Annotated in this window: 16 protein-coding genes; 7 read left to right on the top strand and 9 right to left on the bottom strand. The window is 71.7% G+C overall.

The features are described 5' to 3' along the window. Positions 1–2: 2 nt before the first annotated feature. From ACXR2U_RS15080 to ACXR2U_RS15065, 4 genes are all read left to right on the top strand, one after another. On the top strand, positions 3–962 hold the full coding sequence (locus ACXR2U_RS15080; RefSeq protein ID WP_458825918.1) for a beta-ketoacyl-ACP synthase III: 960 nt from the start codon (positions 3–5) through the stop codon (positions 960–962). A 74-nt stretch (positions 963–1036) separates the two neighbouring features. Further along, positions 1037–1279, top strand: a complete 243-nt coding sequence (locus tag ACXR2U_RS15075) for an acyl carrier protein (RefSeq protein WP_458825879.1) — start codon at positions 1037–1039, stop codon at positions 1277–1279. A gap of 36 nt (positions 1280–1315) precedes the next feature. Beyond that, positions 1316–2551, top strand: a complete 1236-nt coding sequence (locus tag ACXR2U_RS15070) for a beta-ketoacyl-[acyl-carrier-protein] synthase family protein (protein ID WP_458825917.1) — start codon at positions 1316–1318, stop codon at positions 2549–2551. A 240-nt stretch (positions 2552–2791) separates the two neighbouring features. Then, on the top strand, positions 2792–3397 hold the full coding sequence (locus ACXR2U_RS15065) for a helix-turn-helix domain-containing protein (RefSeq protein WP_458825878.1): 606 nt from the start codon (positions 2792–2794) through the stop codon (positions 3395–3397). Between the two features lie 30 nt (positions 3398–3427). Here ACXR2U_RS15065 and ACXR2U_RS15060 read toward each other — a convergent pair whose 3' ends face one another. The 3 genes from ACXR2U_RS15060 to ACXR2U_RS15050 form a co-directional block, all read right to left on the bottom strand. Continuing rightward, complete coding sequence (locus tag ACXR2U_RS15060; RefSeq protein WP_458825877.1) at positions 3428–3952, bottom strand: DUF3145 domain-containing protein; 525 nt, start codon at positions 3950–3952, stop codon at positions 3428–3430. A gap of 137 nt (positions 3953–4089) precedes the next feature. Beyond that, positions 4090–4731, bottom strand: coding sequence for an MBL fold metallo-hydrolase (locus ACXR2U_RS15055; protein ID WP_458825876.1), 642 nt, complete (start codon positions 4729–4731; stop codon positions 4090–4092). Further along, complete coding sequence (locus ACXR2U_RS15050) at positions 4728–5816, bottom strand: S-(hydroxymethyl)mycothiol dehydrogenase (RefSeq protein WP_458825875.1); 1089 nt, start codon at positions 5814–5816, stop codon at positions 4728–4730. Before ACXR2U_RS15050 ends, ACXR2U_RS15055 begins: the two co-directional genes overlap by 4 nt. A 109-nt stretch (positions 5817–5925) precedes the next feature. Between ACXR2U_RS15050 and ACXR2U_RS15045 the strand changes: the two genes are divergently transcribed. The 3 genes from ACXR2U_RS15045 to ACXR2U_RS15035 are packed head-to-tail and all read left to right on the top strand — an operon-like array spanning position 5926 to position 8353. Continuing rightward, complete coding sequence (locus ACXR2U_RS15045) at positions 5926–6828, top strand: HAD family acid phosphatase (protein ID WP_458825874.1); 903 nt, start codon at positions 5926–5928, stop codon at positions 6826–6828. 43 nt (positions 6829–6871) lie between these two features. Then, positions 6872–7654: a VOC family protein gene (locus ACXR2U_RS15040; protein ID WP_458825873.1), complete on the top strand. Its 783-nt coding sequence runs from the start codon at positions 6872–6874 to the stop codon at positions 7652–7654. A 42-nt stretch (positions 7655–7696) separates the two neighbouring features. Beyond that, positions 7697–8353, top strand: a complete 657-nt coding sequence (locus tag ACXR2U_RS15035; protein ID WP_458825872.1) for a DsbA family oxidoreductase — start codon at positions 7697–7699, stop codon at positions 8351–8353. On the opposite strand, the gene ACXR2U_RS15030 is transcribed toward ACXR2U_RS15035, so the two are convergent. The 6 genes from ACXR2U_RS15030 to ACXR2U_RS15005 are packed head-to-tail and all read right to left on the bottom strand — an operon-like array spanning position 8337 to position 15581. Continuing rightward, positions 8337–10319, bottom strand: coding sequence for a hypothetical protein (locus tag ACXR2U_RS15030; protein WP_458825871.1), 1983 nt, complete (start codon positions 10317–10319; stop codon positions 8337–8339). The genes ACXR2U_RS15035 and ACXR2U_RS15030 overlap by 17 nt on opposite strands. Then, positions 10316–11329: a glycoside hydrolase family 130 protein gene (locus tag ACXR2U_RS15025; RefSeq protein ID WP_458825916.1), complete on the bottom strand. Its 1014-nt coding sequence runs from the start codon at positions 11327–11329 to the stop codon at positions 10316–10318. Before ACXR2U_RS15025 ends, ACXR2U_RS15030 begins: the two co-directional genes overlap by 4 nt. 59 nt (positions 11330–11388) lie before the next feature. Continuing rightward, positions 11389–12288, bottom strand: coding sequence for a carbohydrate ABC transporter permease (locus ACXR2U_RS15020; protein ID WP_458825915.1), 900 nt, complete (start codon positions 12286–12288; stop codon positions 11389–11391). After that, positions 12285–13232, bottom strand: coding sequence for a carbohydrate ABC transporter permease (locus ACXR2U_RS15015; RefSeq protein ID WP_458825870.1), 948 nt, complete (start codon positions 13230–13232; stop codon positions 12285–12287). Before ACXR2U_RS15015 ends, ACXR2U_RS15020 begins: the two co-directional genes overlap by 4 nt. A 10-nt stretch (positions 13233–13242) precedes the next feature. After that, positions 13243–14523 (bottom strand): extracellular solute-binding protein, encoded by a 1281-nt coding sequence (locus tag ACXR2U_RS15010; RefSeq protein WP_458825869.1) that lies wholly within the window; start codon positions 14521–14523, stop codon positions 13243–13245. Further along, on the bottom strand, positions 14520–15581 hold the full coding sequence (locus ACXR2U_RS15005; RefSeq protein WP_458825868.1) for a LacI family DNA-binding transcriptional regulator: 1062 nt from the start codon (positions 15579–15581) through the stop codon (positions 14520–14522). The genes ACXR2U_RS15010 and ACXR2U_RS15005 overlap by 4 nt, the downstream gene beginning before the upstream one ends. Between the last annotated feature and the right edge of the window lie 204 nt (positions 15582–15785).

The raw sequence follows: 15785 nt of genomic DNA, 5'->3' as shown, positions 1-15785 counted from the left end.
AACTGCAGCAGTCGCCGACGGTTCCGGGGACCCGCATCCTGGGCCTCGGTCACTATCAGCCGTCGCAGGTCGTCACCAACGACGACCTCGTGGCCCGTGGCGTCGACACCAACGACGAGTGGATCCAGAGTCGGGTCGGGGTCCGCGAACGCCGGTTCGCCGCGCCGGACGAGACCGTGGTGGACATGGCCGAGGCGGCCGGCGCCAAGGCGCTCGCCGCGAGCGGCGTCGACCCGACCGAGGTCGACCTGGTCATCGTGGCGACCTGCACGATGACGTCGGTGGTGCCCAACGCCGGCCCGCAGGTGGGCGACCGCCTGGGGCTCGGCAAGCCCGCCGCGTACGACCTCAACGCCGGGTGCGCCGGGTTCGCGTACGCGCTGAACCAGGCCTCCGCCTCGGTGCAGGCCGGCCTCGCGCGGAACGCGTTGGTCGTGGCCTCCGAGCGGTTCTCCGGGTGGCTGGACTTCGACGACCGCACCACGTGCGTGATCCTGGGTGACGGTGCGGGCGCGGCCGTCGTCGGGCCGTCCGAGACCCCGGGCGTCGGTCCGGTGGTCTGGGGCACCGAGGGCGACAAGGCCAACACCATCTGGATCGACGAGAAGACCCGCTTCTTCGGCCAGGAGGGGCAGGCCGTCTTCCGCTGGGCGACGTCGGCGATCCCGCCGCTCGCCCTCGAGGCGTGCGCCCGGGCCGGCGTCGACCCCCGCGACCTCGCGGCGTTCGTCCCGCACCAGGCCAACAAGCGGATCATCGACCTCATCGCCAAGAAGCTCGACACCCCCGACCTGCTGGTCGCGCGCGACATCGAGGTCTCCGGCAACACGTCGGCCGCCTCCATCCCGCTCGCGTTCAGCAAGCTGGTCGAGCGCGGCGAGATCCCCGAGGGGGCGCCGGTCCTGCTGGTCGGCTTCGGCGCCGGGCTCTCCTACTCCGCGCAGGTCGTGCTGGCTCCCTGATCCCGCCGACCCACCTGACCCACCCCAACCCCGCACCATCCACCGCACCACCCGACGGAAGGACACCCCACATCGTGGCCACCACCGAAGAGATCCGCGCCGGACTCGCCGAGATCCTGAACGAGGTCGCCGACGTCGACGCCGCCGACGTCACCGACGACAAGAGCTTCACCGACGACCTGGACGTGGACTCGCTGTCGATGGTCGAGGTCGCCATGGCGGCCGAGGAGAAGTTCGGCGTCAAGATCCCCGACGACGAGCTGCCCAAGCTCAAGACCGTCGGCGACGCCGTCGGCTACATCGAGTCCAACGCCTGATCCGCACCGTTCCCCGGGAGTGACACCGTGACCGCACTGCGAACCGACGAGATCGTCGTCACCGGCCTCGGGGTGACCTCTCCGCTCGGCGGGGACGTCGCCTCGACGTGGGAGGCGCTGCTCGCCGGCCGGTCCGGCGTCGCCGCCCTGACCGATCCGTGGGTCGACGACATCGCGGTCAAGATCGGCGCCCGGATGGCGGTCGACCCGGCGACCGTCATCCCGCGGGTGCGAGCGCGGCGTCTCGACCGCGCCCAGCAGGCGGCCCTGGTGGCCGGACAGCAGGCGTGGAACGACGCCGGCTTCAAGGATCTCGCCGTCGACAACGGCCTCGACCCCGAACGGGTCGCGGTCGTGGTCGGCACCGGCATCGGCGGGGTCACGAGCCTGATCGACCAGCACGACATCATGCTCGCCAAGGGCGCGCGCGGCGTCTCGCCACTGCTGATCCCGATGGACATGCCGAACGGGCCGGCGGCGTACGTCGGCCTCGCGGTCGGCGCCAAGGCCGGCGTCTTCACCCCGGTCAGCGCGTGCGCCTCCGGCGCCGAGGCCATCGCCTACGGCCTGGACCTGCTGGCGCTCGACCGCGCCGACGTCGTCCTGGTCGGCGGCACCGAGGCGTGCATGCACCCGCTGACCATCAGCGGTTTCGCGCAGATGCGGGCGATGTCGACCCGCAACGACGAGCCCGAGCGCGCCTCGCGCCCGTACGACTCCGGCCGCGACGGCTTCGTCCTCGGTGAGGGCGCCGGCATGCTCGTGCTGGAACGTCGTTCCGACGCCGAAGCCCGCGGCGCCACCCCCTACGCCGTCCTCGCCGGCGCCGGCATGACCGCCGACGGCTACGACATCGTGCAGCCCGACCCCGAGGGCACCGGGCAGATGCGCGCGATGCGGATGGCCATCGAGCGTTCCGGCGTCGCGCTGTCCGACGTCGTACACGTCAACGCCCACGCCACCTCCACCCCCGCCGGTGACATGGCCGAGGCGAAGGGCATCTCCCGCATCCTGGGCGACGCCACCGTGGTGTCGGCGACCAAGTCGATGACCGGCCACCTGCTCGGCGCCGCCGGTGCGTTGGAGTCGGTCGCGACCGTCCTCGCCGTCCGCGACGACATCGTCCCGCCGACCATCAACCTCGACGACCCGGACCCCGCCCTCACGGTCGACGTCCCGCGCGAGGCCCGGAAGATGTCCGTGCCCGCCGCGATCAACAACTCGTTCGGTTTCGGCGGCCACAACGCCTCCCTGCTGTTCCGCAAGGCCTGACCGTGTTCCGCACGGCCTGATCGTGTTCCGCGCACGGCCTGATCGTGGGCCGCACGGCCTGATCGGACCCTCGGGCGTCGATCGCCGATGCCCGCTCGACTCGCTCAGAGCTTGCACCGTTCCCGCGGTGCATCCTCTGAGCGCGTCGGGCAGGCAATCGCTCAAGGCCAGCTGGGGCCGGCGGCTCCGATGGTCTCGTGACGCGCGGGAACTGTCAGACGTCCGGTCCAGAGTCGTGCCATGGACGACGACCACGTGGGTGACGCTGCCACCGACCCCGCGGACGACGACCCCGAGTGGCTCGAGCCGGAGGACCTGACCGACGAGGAGCTGGGCGTCGGTGTACCGGCGGACCCGGCGCGCGTGGCGGCGTACCACCGCACCGTGCGCGAGCGGGCACAACGCTTCCGCCACCTGCCCGACGAACCGCCGCCGGAGGAGCCCGAGGTGACCCCGCAGGGGATCGGGGGTGTCCTGCGCGCAGTCCGCTGGCGGACCGGGTTGAGCCAACGCGAGCTCGCCCGTGCGGCCCGCGTCCCGCCGTCGTCGGTGACCCGGTTGGAGAACGACGCCGAGACCGACGTCCGGCTGTCCACGGTGGTGCGGGTGGTCGAGGTCGCGGGCCTGCGACTCGCGGTGGTCGACGACGAGGGGACCCACCTCACCGTCCCGTTCGCCCAGGACCGTTTCCACGACCAGGCCGACCGACTGCTCCCCGCGCACCGCCCGGTCTACGACCCGCGCGGACGCTTCTGGTGGGGGTACGGGCTCCTGCAGCAACCGGACCCGCGGCACCCCGCGCCGAGTCGCGTCTTCCGCGGCCGCACGCCGACCCGCCGACCGTGAACGGCGGGCAGGTCCGCGCGCAGCCCGCGCTCAGACGACCTGGTGCAACAGGTGGACCGGGAGGCCGTCGGCGGCCATGCGGTAGGGCTCGAGGGCTTCGTCCCAGGCGGTGCCGACGAGTTCGTGCAGGGCGTGGCGGTAGTCGTCGGCCGAGGCGCAGCGGGCGAGGACGCCACGCAGACGCTCCTCCCCGACCACGATGTCGCCGTTGGCGGCCATCATCGCGCGGTGGAAGCCGCGGCCGGGCAGGTGGGCGAGACGCTCACCGTCGGACGTGGCGGTGCCCTCCTCGGTCACCTCGAACACCAGCATCGGCCAGGCGCGCAGCGAGGCGGCGAGGCGCGGGCCGGTGCCGACGGGCGCGCGCCAGCCGACCTCGGCACGCAGCGTGCCGGGATCGGCCGGCTGGGCCGTCCACTCCATGCGCGGAGGCACGCCGAGGACCCCCGCGAGGGCCCACTCGACGTGCGGCGCGATGGCCGGCGGGCAGGCGTGCACGAACACGACCCCGCGCGTCGTCGTCGGGGCCCCGTGCGTGCTGTAGGCATTCGTCATCGCACACCTCCACTCGTGACGGCGACGCCTTCCCCAACGCGGCCGGAACTCGTGCGGTGTGACAGGTGGTGCGGGTGGTACTGGGACCAGTGTGGCCCATGGGATGGGTGTTACGCCACCCGAACCCCCGCGGCGGTTCAGTGACCCCGGTCGAGCCACTCCTGGACGTGCGGCGCCTCGGCGCCGATCGTCGTGTCGTCACCGTGGCCGGTGTGCACGGCCGTTGCAGGCGGCAACGTCAACAACCGGGTGCGGATCGAGGTCACGATGGTCGGGAAGTCCGAGTACGACCGCCCGGTCGCGCCCGGTCCGCCCGCGAACAGGGTGTCGCCCGTGAACACCGCACCGAGGTCGCTCGCCAGGTAGCAGACGCTCCCCCACGTGTGACCCGGCGTGTGCAGGGCCTGGAGCGTCAGACCGGCGACGTCGAACAGCTGGCCGTCGGTGACGGTCTCGTCCGGGCGTCGGGTCGGGTGGGTGCGGTCCCAGAGCTCCCGGTCGTCGGCGTGCAGCAGGATCGGCGCGTCGACCAGGCCGGCGAGTTCGACGGCCGCGTCGACGTGGTCGTCGTGCGCGTGGGTCAGCAGGATGCCGCGCACCTGACGGTCGCCGACGGCCGCGGCGATCGCCCCGGCGTCGTGCGGGGCGTCCACGACGACGCACTCCGTCTCGTCGCCGATGATCCAGACGTTGTTGTCCACGTCCCACGTGCCGCCGTCGAGGGAGAACGTGCCGCTGGTGACGATCTTGCCGATCTCGGCACGGCCCGCTGCCGTCATCGGAACATCACGACCGAACGCAGGACGTCGCCGCCGTGCATCTTCTCGAACGCGGCTTCGATGTCGTCGATGCCGATCTTCTCCGACACGAACCGGTCGAGCGGCAGCCGGCCCTGCAGGAACAGGTCGGTGTACAGCGGGAAGTCGCGCTCGGGCAGGCAGTCGCCGTACCAGGCCGACTTCAACCGCCCGCCGCGACCGAACACGTCGATGAGCGGCAGCTCGAGGGTCATGTCGGGGGTCGGGACCCCGACCAACACGACGGTGCCCGCGAGGTCACGGCCGTAGAACGCCTGCTTCCAGGTCTCCGGACGCCCCACCGCTTCGATGACGACGTCGGCGCCGAACCCGTCGGTGAGGCCCTGGATGGCTTCGACCGCGTCGGTCTCCCGCGAGTTGACGGTGTGCGTCGCCCCGAGCTCCCGCGCGACCTCGAGCTTCCGGTCGTCGATGTCGACCGCGATGATCGTCCGCGCGCCCACCAACCGCGCGCCGGCGATCGCGGCGTCACCGACGCCACCGCACCCGATCACCGCGACGGTGTCCTCGCGGGTGACCTCGCCGGTGTTGAGCGCGGCACCCAGGCCCGCCATGACCCCGCAGCCGAGCAGCCCGACGACCTCCGGCGGCGCGGCCGGGTCGACCTTGGTGCACTGGCCGGCGGCCACGAGCGTGGTCTCCACGAAGGCGCCGATGCCCAGCGCGGGCGACAGTTCCGTGCCGTCCTCGAGCGTCATCTTCTGCGTGGCGTTGTGGGTGTTGAAGCAGTACCAGGGACGGCCACGCTTGCAGGCGCGGCACTCACCGCACACCGCCCGCCAGTTCAGGACGACGAAGTCGCCGGGGGCGACGTGCGTGACGCCGGGGCCGACCTCGCGGACCGTGCCCGCCGCCTCGTGACCGAGCAGGAACGGGAAGTCGTCGTTGATCCCGCCCTCGCGGTAGTGCAGGTCGGTGTGGCAGACCCCGCAGGCGGCGACGTCGACCGTCACCTCGCCCGGACCGGGGTCGGGGACCACGATCGTGCGCACCTCGACCGGCGCCCCCTTGGCGACGGCCACGACTCCCTGTACCGAAAGGCTCATACGGTCACTCTGCCCCATCGCGAACACGCGGCCACGCGCACGTCGTGTTGGCACGATCCGAACACCACGCTTGCCTTCCGCCGCCCGCTTCGGTGTGAGACTGCCGGACATGTCGCTTCCCTCCCTCTCGTCCGTCCGGACCGGCTCTGTCGTCCTGCTCAGCGCCGGCCTGCTCGCGGCCGGCATCACCGCGGCGAGTGCCGGCGGGCCGACGGCGCCGCCGAGCAACGGCCGCATCGGCATCGACCCCGCGGCGCCGGTGGCGACGAAGGGCGACTCGATCCCCAACATCTCGCTGGTCAGTTCGGCCATCAAGGCCTACTACGGCGACACGGTGGTGACGACCGAGTTCGGCACCGAGCACTACCCGTCGGCCACCGGCAACTACGCCAAGGAGATCAAGAGCATCCAGGGCCGGGCCGCGCTCTACCTGCTCTACCGCGACCAGGCCGCCGCCGGGAAGCCCGCCACCAAGCCCGCGGCGCAGGCGGCACCCGACTCCGACAACGGCGCCGCGAAGTTCTCCGGCCGCCCGGCCCTGGTGTTCGACATCGACGACACCGTGCTCAACACCTACAACTACGAGATCGCCACCAACTTCACGTACAACCCCACGACCAACGGCGACTACGTGAACACGGCTCGCTTCCCGGTCGTGTCGAAGATGCAGAAGTTCATCAACGCCGAGGCGGCGCAGGGCTACACGGTCTTTTTCATCACCGGTCGGCCCGAGGCGCAGCGCGACGGCACGGTCGCGAACCTCACCAAGGTCGGCGTCACCGTTCCGACGGACCCGACCCACCTGTTCCTGAAGAACACGGCCACCCCGCCGTCGTACCTGACGTGTGGCGCGACCTGCACGACCATCCAGTACAAGTCCGGGACCCGCGCCTACATCGAGTCGCAGGGTTACGACATCGTCGCGGACTTCGGTGACCAATACTCCGACCTCGCGGGCGGGTCGACCGACACCACCTTCAAGCTCCCCAACCCGATGTACTACCTGCCGTGAGCAGTCTGGGCCGGCCGGGGGCCTGACCGGCAGGATGGGCCGGGTGACGCACCGCTCCTCCCCGTGGCCCCACGGCGCTCCCTGCTGGGTCACCCTGGCCACCGCCGACGAACAGCGCGCCCGCGCGTTCTACGGCGAGGTGCTGGGGTGGGACTTCCAGGACGTCGGTCCCCGACAGCACGACTGGACGCTCGCCGAGGTCGACGGTCGGGTCGTCGCCGGGATCGGCGCGATCCGCGAGGACGCCACCTCGTCGTGGCTGCTGTCGTTCGCCGTCGACGACGTCGACGCCGCGGCCGCCGCCGTGGTCAACGGCAACGGACAGGTCCTGCAGCCGCCGCACGACGTGCTCGCCGGCGCGGGTCGGGCGGCCGTGGCCCGCGACCCGGGCGGGCTGCGCTTCGGCATGCTGCAGGCCGGGGAGTTCGCCGGCGTCGACCTGGTCAACCGCCCGGGCGCGGTGGTCTGGGAGGACGGCGGGTCCGACGACCCGGAGGCGTCACGCGCGTTCGCCGCGACCGTGCTCGGCTGGTCGTACACCGCCGAACCCCGCGTCGGTGCCGACTACGCGATGTTCGGTCCGGCCGGCGACCCGCAGCCGTGGGGCGGCCTGGGCGCACGCAGCGGCGACGAACCCGCGGAGTGGACGGTGTGGTTCGGGGTGGAGTCGGTCGACGGCGCCGTCGACGTGGTCATCGGGCGCGGCGGCGGCGTGCTGTCCGGTCCCGACGACACCCCGTGGGGACGCCTGGCCCGGGTCCAGGACCCCGACGGCGCCACGTTCGGCCTCCTGGCGCCGGACTGGGACGCACTGCCACAGCGGTGAGGGAACAGCTCTCCCGGAGCGGGGGTTGAGGCTGTCGTGCTCGTGGAGATCTGGTCCGACGTCGTGTGCCCGTGGTGCTACATCGGCAAGCAGCGGTTCGCCGCGGCGCTGGAGGCGTTCCCGCACGGCGACGACGTCGAGGTGCGCTACCGCTCGTTCCAGCTCGACCCCACCGCGACGTCCGACCGCGCGGACGAACCGGGCGTGCCCCACGCCGAACGGCTGGCCGCGAAGTTCGGCACCGACACGGCGCAGGTCGACCGTATGCACGCCGACATGGCGAGGCTCGGCGCCGCGGACGGCATCGACTTCCACTTCGACGACGTCCGGTCCGCGGACACCGTCGACGCCCACCGACTGTTGCACCTGGCAGCGGAACTCGGCGTGCAGTCCGAGGTGAACGCGCGCTTCTTCCGGGCCGTCTTCACCGACGGCGAGGCCATGGGCGACCCGACCACCCTGCGCCGCGTCGCGGTCGACGCCGGCCTGCCGGCCGCCGAGGTCGACGACGTCCTGGCCGGCGACCGGTACCGCGACGCCGTCACTGCCGACCTCGAGCAGGCCCGCGCCTACGGCATCAGCGGCGTGCCCTACTTCGTCCTCGACGGCCGCTACGGCGTGTCCGGCGCGCAGAGCGTCGACGTCCTCACCGGCGCGCTCGAGCAGGCCTACGCCGAGCGGACTACCTCGTCCGCGTGATCGCGAACCCGCCGGCCGGCACGGTCACGACCGGCCCGGACGACGTCCGCACGGCGCGTCCGTCGCGGTCGTAGGCCGTCGCGGTCACGGCCCCGACCCGCACCGACCGACCGCGGTCGGACCGGCTCGCCAGCAGTCCGACCGGCCCGGTGCGCAGCGCGCTGACCAGCGGCGTGAGCAGCAGGGCGTCGAGTCGCCCCGTCCCGGCCGTCGAGGTGGCGGTCACCGAGGTCGCTCCGGCGGGGACGATCCCGAGCACCACCGGCTGCAACTCCCCCGGTACCGCCGACACACCCCTGGCGCCCGCGCCGCCGAACCCGACCCGGCCGAGCGTGGTGCGGCCGGCGCCGAACGTCAGCACGGACGACGAGCGCGGCACCCGTTCGACCACCGCCTCGAGCACCCGCGGTGACGACGACGGCGCGACCTCCCACGTGGCGGTCGCGACGCCCCGGAACTGCAACGCCTCCCCGCCGCTCCACGCGGACTCCGCGGAGTACGGCGGGTCGACCGCGACCACACCTGCGGCACCGTTCACGGTGGCGCTCTCCCCCTCGACCGTCGTGGTGCCGACGTGCGTCGGCGCCCCCGACGCAGCGCGCGCCAGCCGCGCGGCGGCCGGGTCCGCGTCCAGGGCGAGCATCGACAAGAGCCCGTGGATCGTGGACTCCGCGCCACTGTTGCGGTTGACCACGCCGTCGACGCTGACGCCGTCGGCCGTCACCCCGGTGGCCGGGTCGTACACGGGGACGCCCGCGGCGTTCTGACCGAAGTACCAGCCGGCCGCGACACCGGCGAGATCGCGCAGCCCGGTCGAGCGGGCGGCACGCGCCGCGGCGAGCAGCGACTGCACGCGGGAGTCGACGCCGTAGGCGATCACGGTGCGGTCGGTCGCGACCGGCGTCAGGCCGTTGACCGGGCCGTAGGAGGCCAGCAGGTCCGGGGTGAACCCGGCCGTGTCGGCCACGGCGGGCGCGAGCAGCGAGCGGTCACCCAGCACGCCGGACGCCGTGGCGAGGGCGGCCGGGGCGAGGCCGCCCCACGCGTGCCAGAGCGAGTTCGACGAGGCCGACGGCAGGATCGCCCCGTACGGCCACGACGCGCTGCTGGAACCGCTGCCCTGTGCAGCGATCCCCTCCGCGAACTGGCGTAGCGCGGCCCGGGCGCCGTCGTCACGCCCGGCGCCGACGTAGGCCGCGAGCCCCAGCACGGCCTCGGCCGTGGCGTCGGCCCCGCCGGCGATCAGCCACGCTGGCCGGTTGTCACCGTCGACGACCTGCGTCTGCCCGTACCGGGCGAGGGTCTCCCGCTGCAACGCGGTCAGCGCGAGGCGCAGGCGTTGCGCAAGGAAGTTCGCGAACCCACGGTCGACACCGGCGAACGCCGCGTAACCCTCGCCGAGCGCCCACACCGTGCGGGCGAGCCAGTACGAGTTCGCCGAGTCCGACGGATCGGGGAGCTCGACCGGGAACGCGCTCGGGTTGAGCGTGCCGTCGGGCTGCATCCAGAGCACGACGTTGCCGGCGTGCGGCCCGGTCGTGGTCTGGAGGTAGGTCAGCCCACGGAGCTGCTGGTACGCCTGCTGGCGGCTGTGGGCGTCGCCGAACTGCCGCCAGTGCCGGAGGTAGACGACGGCCGCCCGCGCGATGTCGTCGGTGTCGTAGGCGCCCTGCTCGTAGTCGCCGGTGGCGGGATCGAGCGCCCCGCCGCCGACCCGGCGGAACGAGCCGTCGTCGTTGCGGTCGGCGTACACCCACAGCACACCGACGCCGGGTTCGTCGGCCAGCCGGTAGGTGGTGTGACCCGCCTGCCGCGGCGGCGTGACCGTCGTGGTGAGGAAGTCGAGGTGCGCGAGGTTGGTCAGCGGCGCCGGCGCGGCGTCCGCGCTCACCGGGGCGGCGACCGCGGCGAGCAGACCCGTGCACAGCGCAACGATCGCGACGACCACGACGACGCCGCGCCTCACGACAGGTCCAGCCGGGCCACGCCGATCGAGGTGTCGGCCATGCCGTAGAAGACGTACCGCACGCCCTCGATCTCCTCGATGGCGGTGGGGAACACGACGTTGGGCACCGTGCCCGCGGTCTCCTCGGCCGTCTCGGGTTCGAGCAGCGGCTCGGCGCTGCGGGCGATCACCACCGACGGGTCGGTGGCGTCGAGCAGCATGGCCCCCGCGGCGTAACGGACCTTCTGCTGCTGCTCCCAGCCCTGCTCCAACTCACCGGTGACGCCGTGGTGGATCAGCAGCCACCCCTGCTCGACGCGGATCGGCGGCGGCCCGGCCCCGATCTTGAGGGCCTCGAAGTCGTACTCGCTGGTCGCGACCAGTCGGTGCTGCTGCATCCGGGTGAGCGCCACCATCCCGCGGGCGACGTCCTCCACCGGCACGTAGGAGATCCAGATGCCGGGACGGTCGTCGTCGATCCCCGCGGGGAGGTAGGTCGTCTCGTTCGGCCGGATCCACGACAGGTCCCACATGGGCCGGTGCAGCATGACGAACGCCGGACGGCCGTCGGGTGCCGTCACCGGTTCAGGGAAGAAGACGCAGTCCTTGTTGGGGAACAGGTTGAGGTCGGTGTCGAGGTCGGCCTGGTAGTCGAAGTGGATCGGGCCGTGGCGTTCCCACGTGCGCAGGTCGGTCGAGGTCGCGAGCGCCGGGTGCGGCCCGAGTGGACCGTTCGCCACGTAGGTCATGACGTGCCGGCCGAGATCGGGGATCCAGGTGATGCGGGGATCCTCGACCCCGCCGTAGGAGACACCGCGCTCCCAGCCCTCGTCGGGCGCGAGCACCACGCCCTCACGGCGCACCGAGGTCGGCACGCCGCCGTCCACCACGATCTCGGCCAGGCCGATGCGGGAGAAGTTCCCGGCGGCGACCAGACGCGGCAACAGCCACAGCCGGCCGTCGGCGTCGCGACCGCTCGCGGGGTTCAGCACCCCCTCGACCTCGTACTCGGCACCCGGTTCCGGGCTCATGACCACCCCCAGCCGCGTGAGACGGGCGGGCACGGTGGACGCGACTGAGGTCGTCACGGTCATCCCTTCACTCCGGAACCGAGATCGGTCGACACGAACTTGCGCTGGAAGATCACGAACAGGACGACGGCCGGAGCGGCGAGCACGCAGGCTCCCGCGAGCACGGCCCCGAACGGGTTGCTCGCGGCGGAGGCCGCGGTGGTGATGTAGTTCGACAGTGACACCGCGAGCGGCTGCAGCGATTGGTCCTTGGTGACGAGGAACGGCCAGAGGAACTCGTTCCACGGGCCGATGAACGTCAGCAGGGCGCCGGTGAGCAGCGCGGGCCGGACCAACGGCACCGCCACGCTCCACAGGATCTTCCACTCGCTGGCACCGTCGATGCGGGCCGCCTCGAACAGTTCGGGTGGCAACTGCAGGAAGTACTGCCGGAACACGAACACGGCCGTCGAGTTGATGGCGAACGGCGCGATCATCCCGAGGTAGTTGTCGCCGAGGCCGTAGTTGCGGGCGACCAGGACGTAGATCGGGATGATGAGCAGCTGGAACGGTACGGCCTGCAGCAGCAGCATGGCCGCGAACAGCATGCCCCGGCCGCGGAACTTCAGCCGGGCCAGCGCGTACCCCGCGAGCATTCCGAAGAACAGCGTGCACACCAGCACGCCCGCGGTGAAGATCAGCGAGTTGAGCAGTGACCGGCCGAGGTCGATGGCGGCGTTGATCTCGGTGTAGTTGGAGAACGTCCAGCCGTTCGCACCGGGGATCAGCCCCTTGGCGGTGCCGTCGCTCTTCGCGGAGAACGAGCCGATGATCATGTAGTAGAAGGGGAACAGGAAGACCAGCGCGCCCAGCGTAAGCAGGACGTAGCGGCCGACCGACCGGCCCTCGCGGGCGTGGTCGGCCTCGCGGTCCGGTGTCAGGACCGGATCGGTGTCAGGAGCAACGGTCGCGGTCATCAGAGCCTCTCGAGCAGTCGTTGGATCCCGGCGAGCACCAGCACACCCAGGACGAGGACCACGCCGATCGCGGCGGCCAGGTCGGGCTGGTTCTGCTCGATCCCCAGCTGGTACATGATCAGCACCGGCGACGCCGAGGCGCCGTCGGGCCCGCCGCCACCGGTCAGCAGGTACGGCTCGGTGAACAGGTTCGCGCCGGTGACGATGGCCAGCAGTGCGACCAGCGAGGTCGCGTGCCGAACGCCGGGGACGGTCACCGAGAGGAACTGCCGCCACGCGTTCGCGCCGTCCACCGATGCCGACTCGTAGAGCTCCTTCGGCACGTTCTGCAGGGCGGCGAGGTAGAGCAGCACGAAGAAGCCCAGCTGCTTCCAGGTGACGAAGGCCGCGATCGACGGCATCGCCCAGTGCGGGTTGATCAGCCACGACGGCTCGGGCGCGAGCGGACCCAACAGGTTGTTGACCAGGCCGTCGCCGTTGAACAGGAACAGCCAGACGCCGACCACGGCGACGCTCGCGGTCACGTAGGGGACGTAGTAGGCGACCCGGAAGAACCCGCGGAAGCGGAGCTTGCGGTTGAGTGCGGTCGCGAGCGCCAGGGACAGCACCACGGTGAGCGGCACGTTGATCACGAGGAAGATGCCGACGTTGAGGAACGACCGCTGCACGTCGGGATCGCCGAGCACGTCGCGGTAGTTCTGCAGGCCGAGGAACGGCTTGGGGACGTCGACTCCGGGCGCGGTGAACACGTACCGGTGGAACGACATGTAGACCGCGAGTCCAAGCGGGTACGCGAACAGCGCGGCGATGAACAGGATGTACGGCGCGCTGAACACCAGGCCGACCGGCTGCCGGCCGAACAGCCGGGAGCCGGAGCGACGGGCGGTGGGAGGTGGGGCGGCGGACGCCGCGGTGGGAGCGTCGGGCGCGGTCGGAGCGATGGTCATGTCCTCCCCCTCACTTCTTCACGACGAGGTCGTCGACCGTGGTCGCGGTCGTGCGCAACGTGGTGTCGACGTTGCCGCTGCCGAAGATGACGTTCTTCGACCACGCGTCCCGGAACGCCTGCCAGATCTGCACGGAGTTCGGGACGTTGGGCACCTCGACCACCCCCTGGGCCAGTTGGGCGAAGGTCTTGTAGGCCGGGTTGGCCGTGAAGTAGTCCGCGTACGTCGTGAGGATGTCGGTGCGCGTGGGCATCTGACCGGTGAGGTCCAGGAACCGACCGTCCTGCTGCTCGCTCGTCGAGTACTTCAGGAAGTCCCAGGCCGTGGCCCGGTTCTCGCACGAGGCGTACATGGCGACGTTCTTGGCGTCGCTGAACGTGTGGTCGCTCGGCGTCCCGTCCGCGGTGGGGATCGGCACGACCCCCCAGTCGACCTTGTCGTAGGCGTTGATCGCCCACGGCCCGACCGTGGCCATCGCGGCGGTGCCGTCGGCGAACGCGTCGCCGTTGTAGACCTCCTGCCCCGCGAGCCCGTCGGCGTAGATCTGCCGCCAGAAGTCGAAGACCTGCTGCCCGGCCGGGTCGTCGAACGTCGCCTTGCCGTTCTCGATGAGCTGCCGGCCGTTCGACGCCGCGATGTAGGCCGGGTAGAAGTCGAACCAGGACTGGAAGAAGTCGGTCGCGGCGCTCGGGTAGATCGCGTAGCGCGCCGCCTTGGTCGCGACGATCTGCTTGCCGGTGGCGAGGAAGTCGGCGTACGAGGCGAGCTTCGGGTGGTTCGGGTCGAGCCCGGCCTTCGCGAGGACCTCTTTGTTGTAGAAGATCATCACCGGATTCGACTTCCACGGCAGCTGGTAGTAACCGCCGTCGGGGCTGCGGTACTGCGGCGCGAGGTCGCCGCTGCGGTCCTCGATGTACTCCGCGGCGCCGGGGAACTGGTCGAGGTCGACCAACCCGCCGATGGCCTGGAACGACGGCACCGAGGCCGGTGAGGTGTTGTAGATCAGGCAGGGCTCGGTGCCCGCGATGATGCTCGCCTGGATGACGGCCTCCGACGACTTGCCGGTGGGGATCTCCTGCCCCTTGACGGTCTCGTCGGGGTGGGAGGCGTTCCAGGACTTCACCACCTGCTCGCCCCACTGCACTTCCTGCGGGTTGTTCGAGTACCAGATCGTGATCGGTCCCCGGGCGGTCCGTGCGCTCTGGGCGTCGACCGGCTCCACGATGCTGCAGCCGGTCAGGACGCCCGCGAGCAACCCCAGGGCGAGCACCGACGTCATCGTCCGTCTCACCGTTGTCCCCTCCTCCGTGTGGTCGCCTGTGGTGCGAGCCCGAGAGAGGCACGGGCGACCATCCGTGCCGGGGCGAGTTCGAGGTGTTCGGCGGCCGCGCCGTCGACCGCGGCGAGCAGGGCCCGCGCGCAGGCGCGCCCCCACCCCTCGACGTCGGTGTTGACCGACGCGAGCGGCGGTTCGACGTGGCGGGCGAGGTCGGTGTCGTCGAAGCCGGTGACCGACAGGTCGTCCGGGACCCGCAGGCCGTGGCGCGTGGCCACGGCGAGACCCGCGAGCGCCATGACGTCGTTGGCGAAGGTGATCGCGGTGGGTCGGCGACGCTCGGCCAGGTCGAGCAGGTCGGCGGTGGCCCGAGCCCCTTCCCCGGCGGAGAAGTCGGTGTGGACGAGCAGGTCGGCCTCGAGCCCGGCGTCGTGCAACGCGTCCGCCCAGGCGGTCGAGCGGTGGCGCACGTGCAGGTAGCCCGCCGGCCCCGTGACGTGGGCGATCCGGCGGTGGCCGAGCGCGACGAGCTCCTCGACGGTCTCCCGCACACCGGGGACGTCGTCGACACTCACGGAACCCACGCCGGGCGCCGCGGGCTCGGGCCGGCCGACCGTCACGGCGGGCAACCCGAGCTCGCTGAGCAGCGCCGGCCGCGGGTCACCGAACCGCAGGTCGGTGAGGAACACGCCGTCGACGCGGGATTCCCCGGCGAGGCGCCGGTAGGTGGCGAGCTCGGTGTCGGCGTCGGGGACCACCGTGAACAGCAGCGAACGCCCGACCGGGGTGAGAACGGCGTTCACGCCGGCGACGAAGGCGGGAAAGAACGGGTCGGCGCCGACGGTGGCGGTCGGCCGGGCCAGCACGAGACCGACCGTGTAGGACGTCGACCGCGACAGCGACCGGGCGCGCACGTTGGGCGTCCAGCCCAGTTCCTCGGCAACCGCCAGGATGCGTTCCCGCGTCGAGGCAGCGACGCCCGGACGGCCGTTCAGCGCGAACGACACCGCCCCCGCCGACACCCCGGCCCTGGCCGCGACGTCGGCGATGGTGACGCGCCCCGATGCGCTCATGCCACGTCACTAAACCGCTTTAGGACGAATCGGTCAAGACCCCCCCCGTTCCTGGCGAGTGGTCAGCTACCCCGGCGAGTGGTCAACAATTTCGGGTCTACTGACTGATGTGTGGGTGCCGTCGGGGTAGTTGGGGTCGGTGGCCGCCGAGGTGGAGCATGGCCAGGGCGATCAGTGGTGTTGCGGTGTGGAACCCGAAGGCGG

Source organism: Jatrophihabitans sp. YIM 134969 (assembly GCF_054456675.1).
The sequence above is the reverse complement of the archived record's forward strand: the minus strand, read 5'-3'. Positions and strand labels throughout refer to the sequence as shown.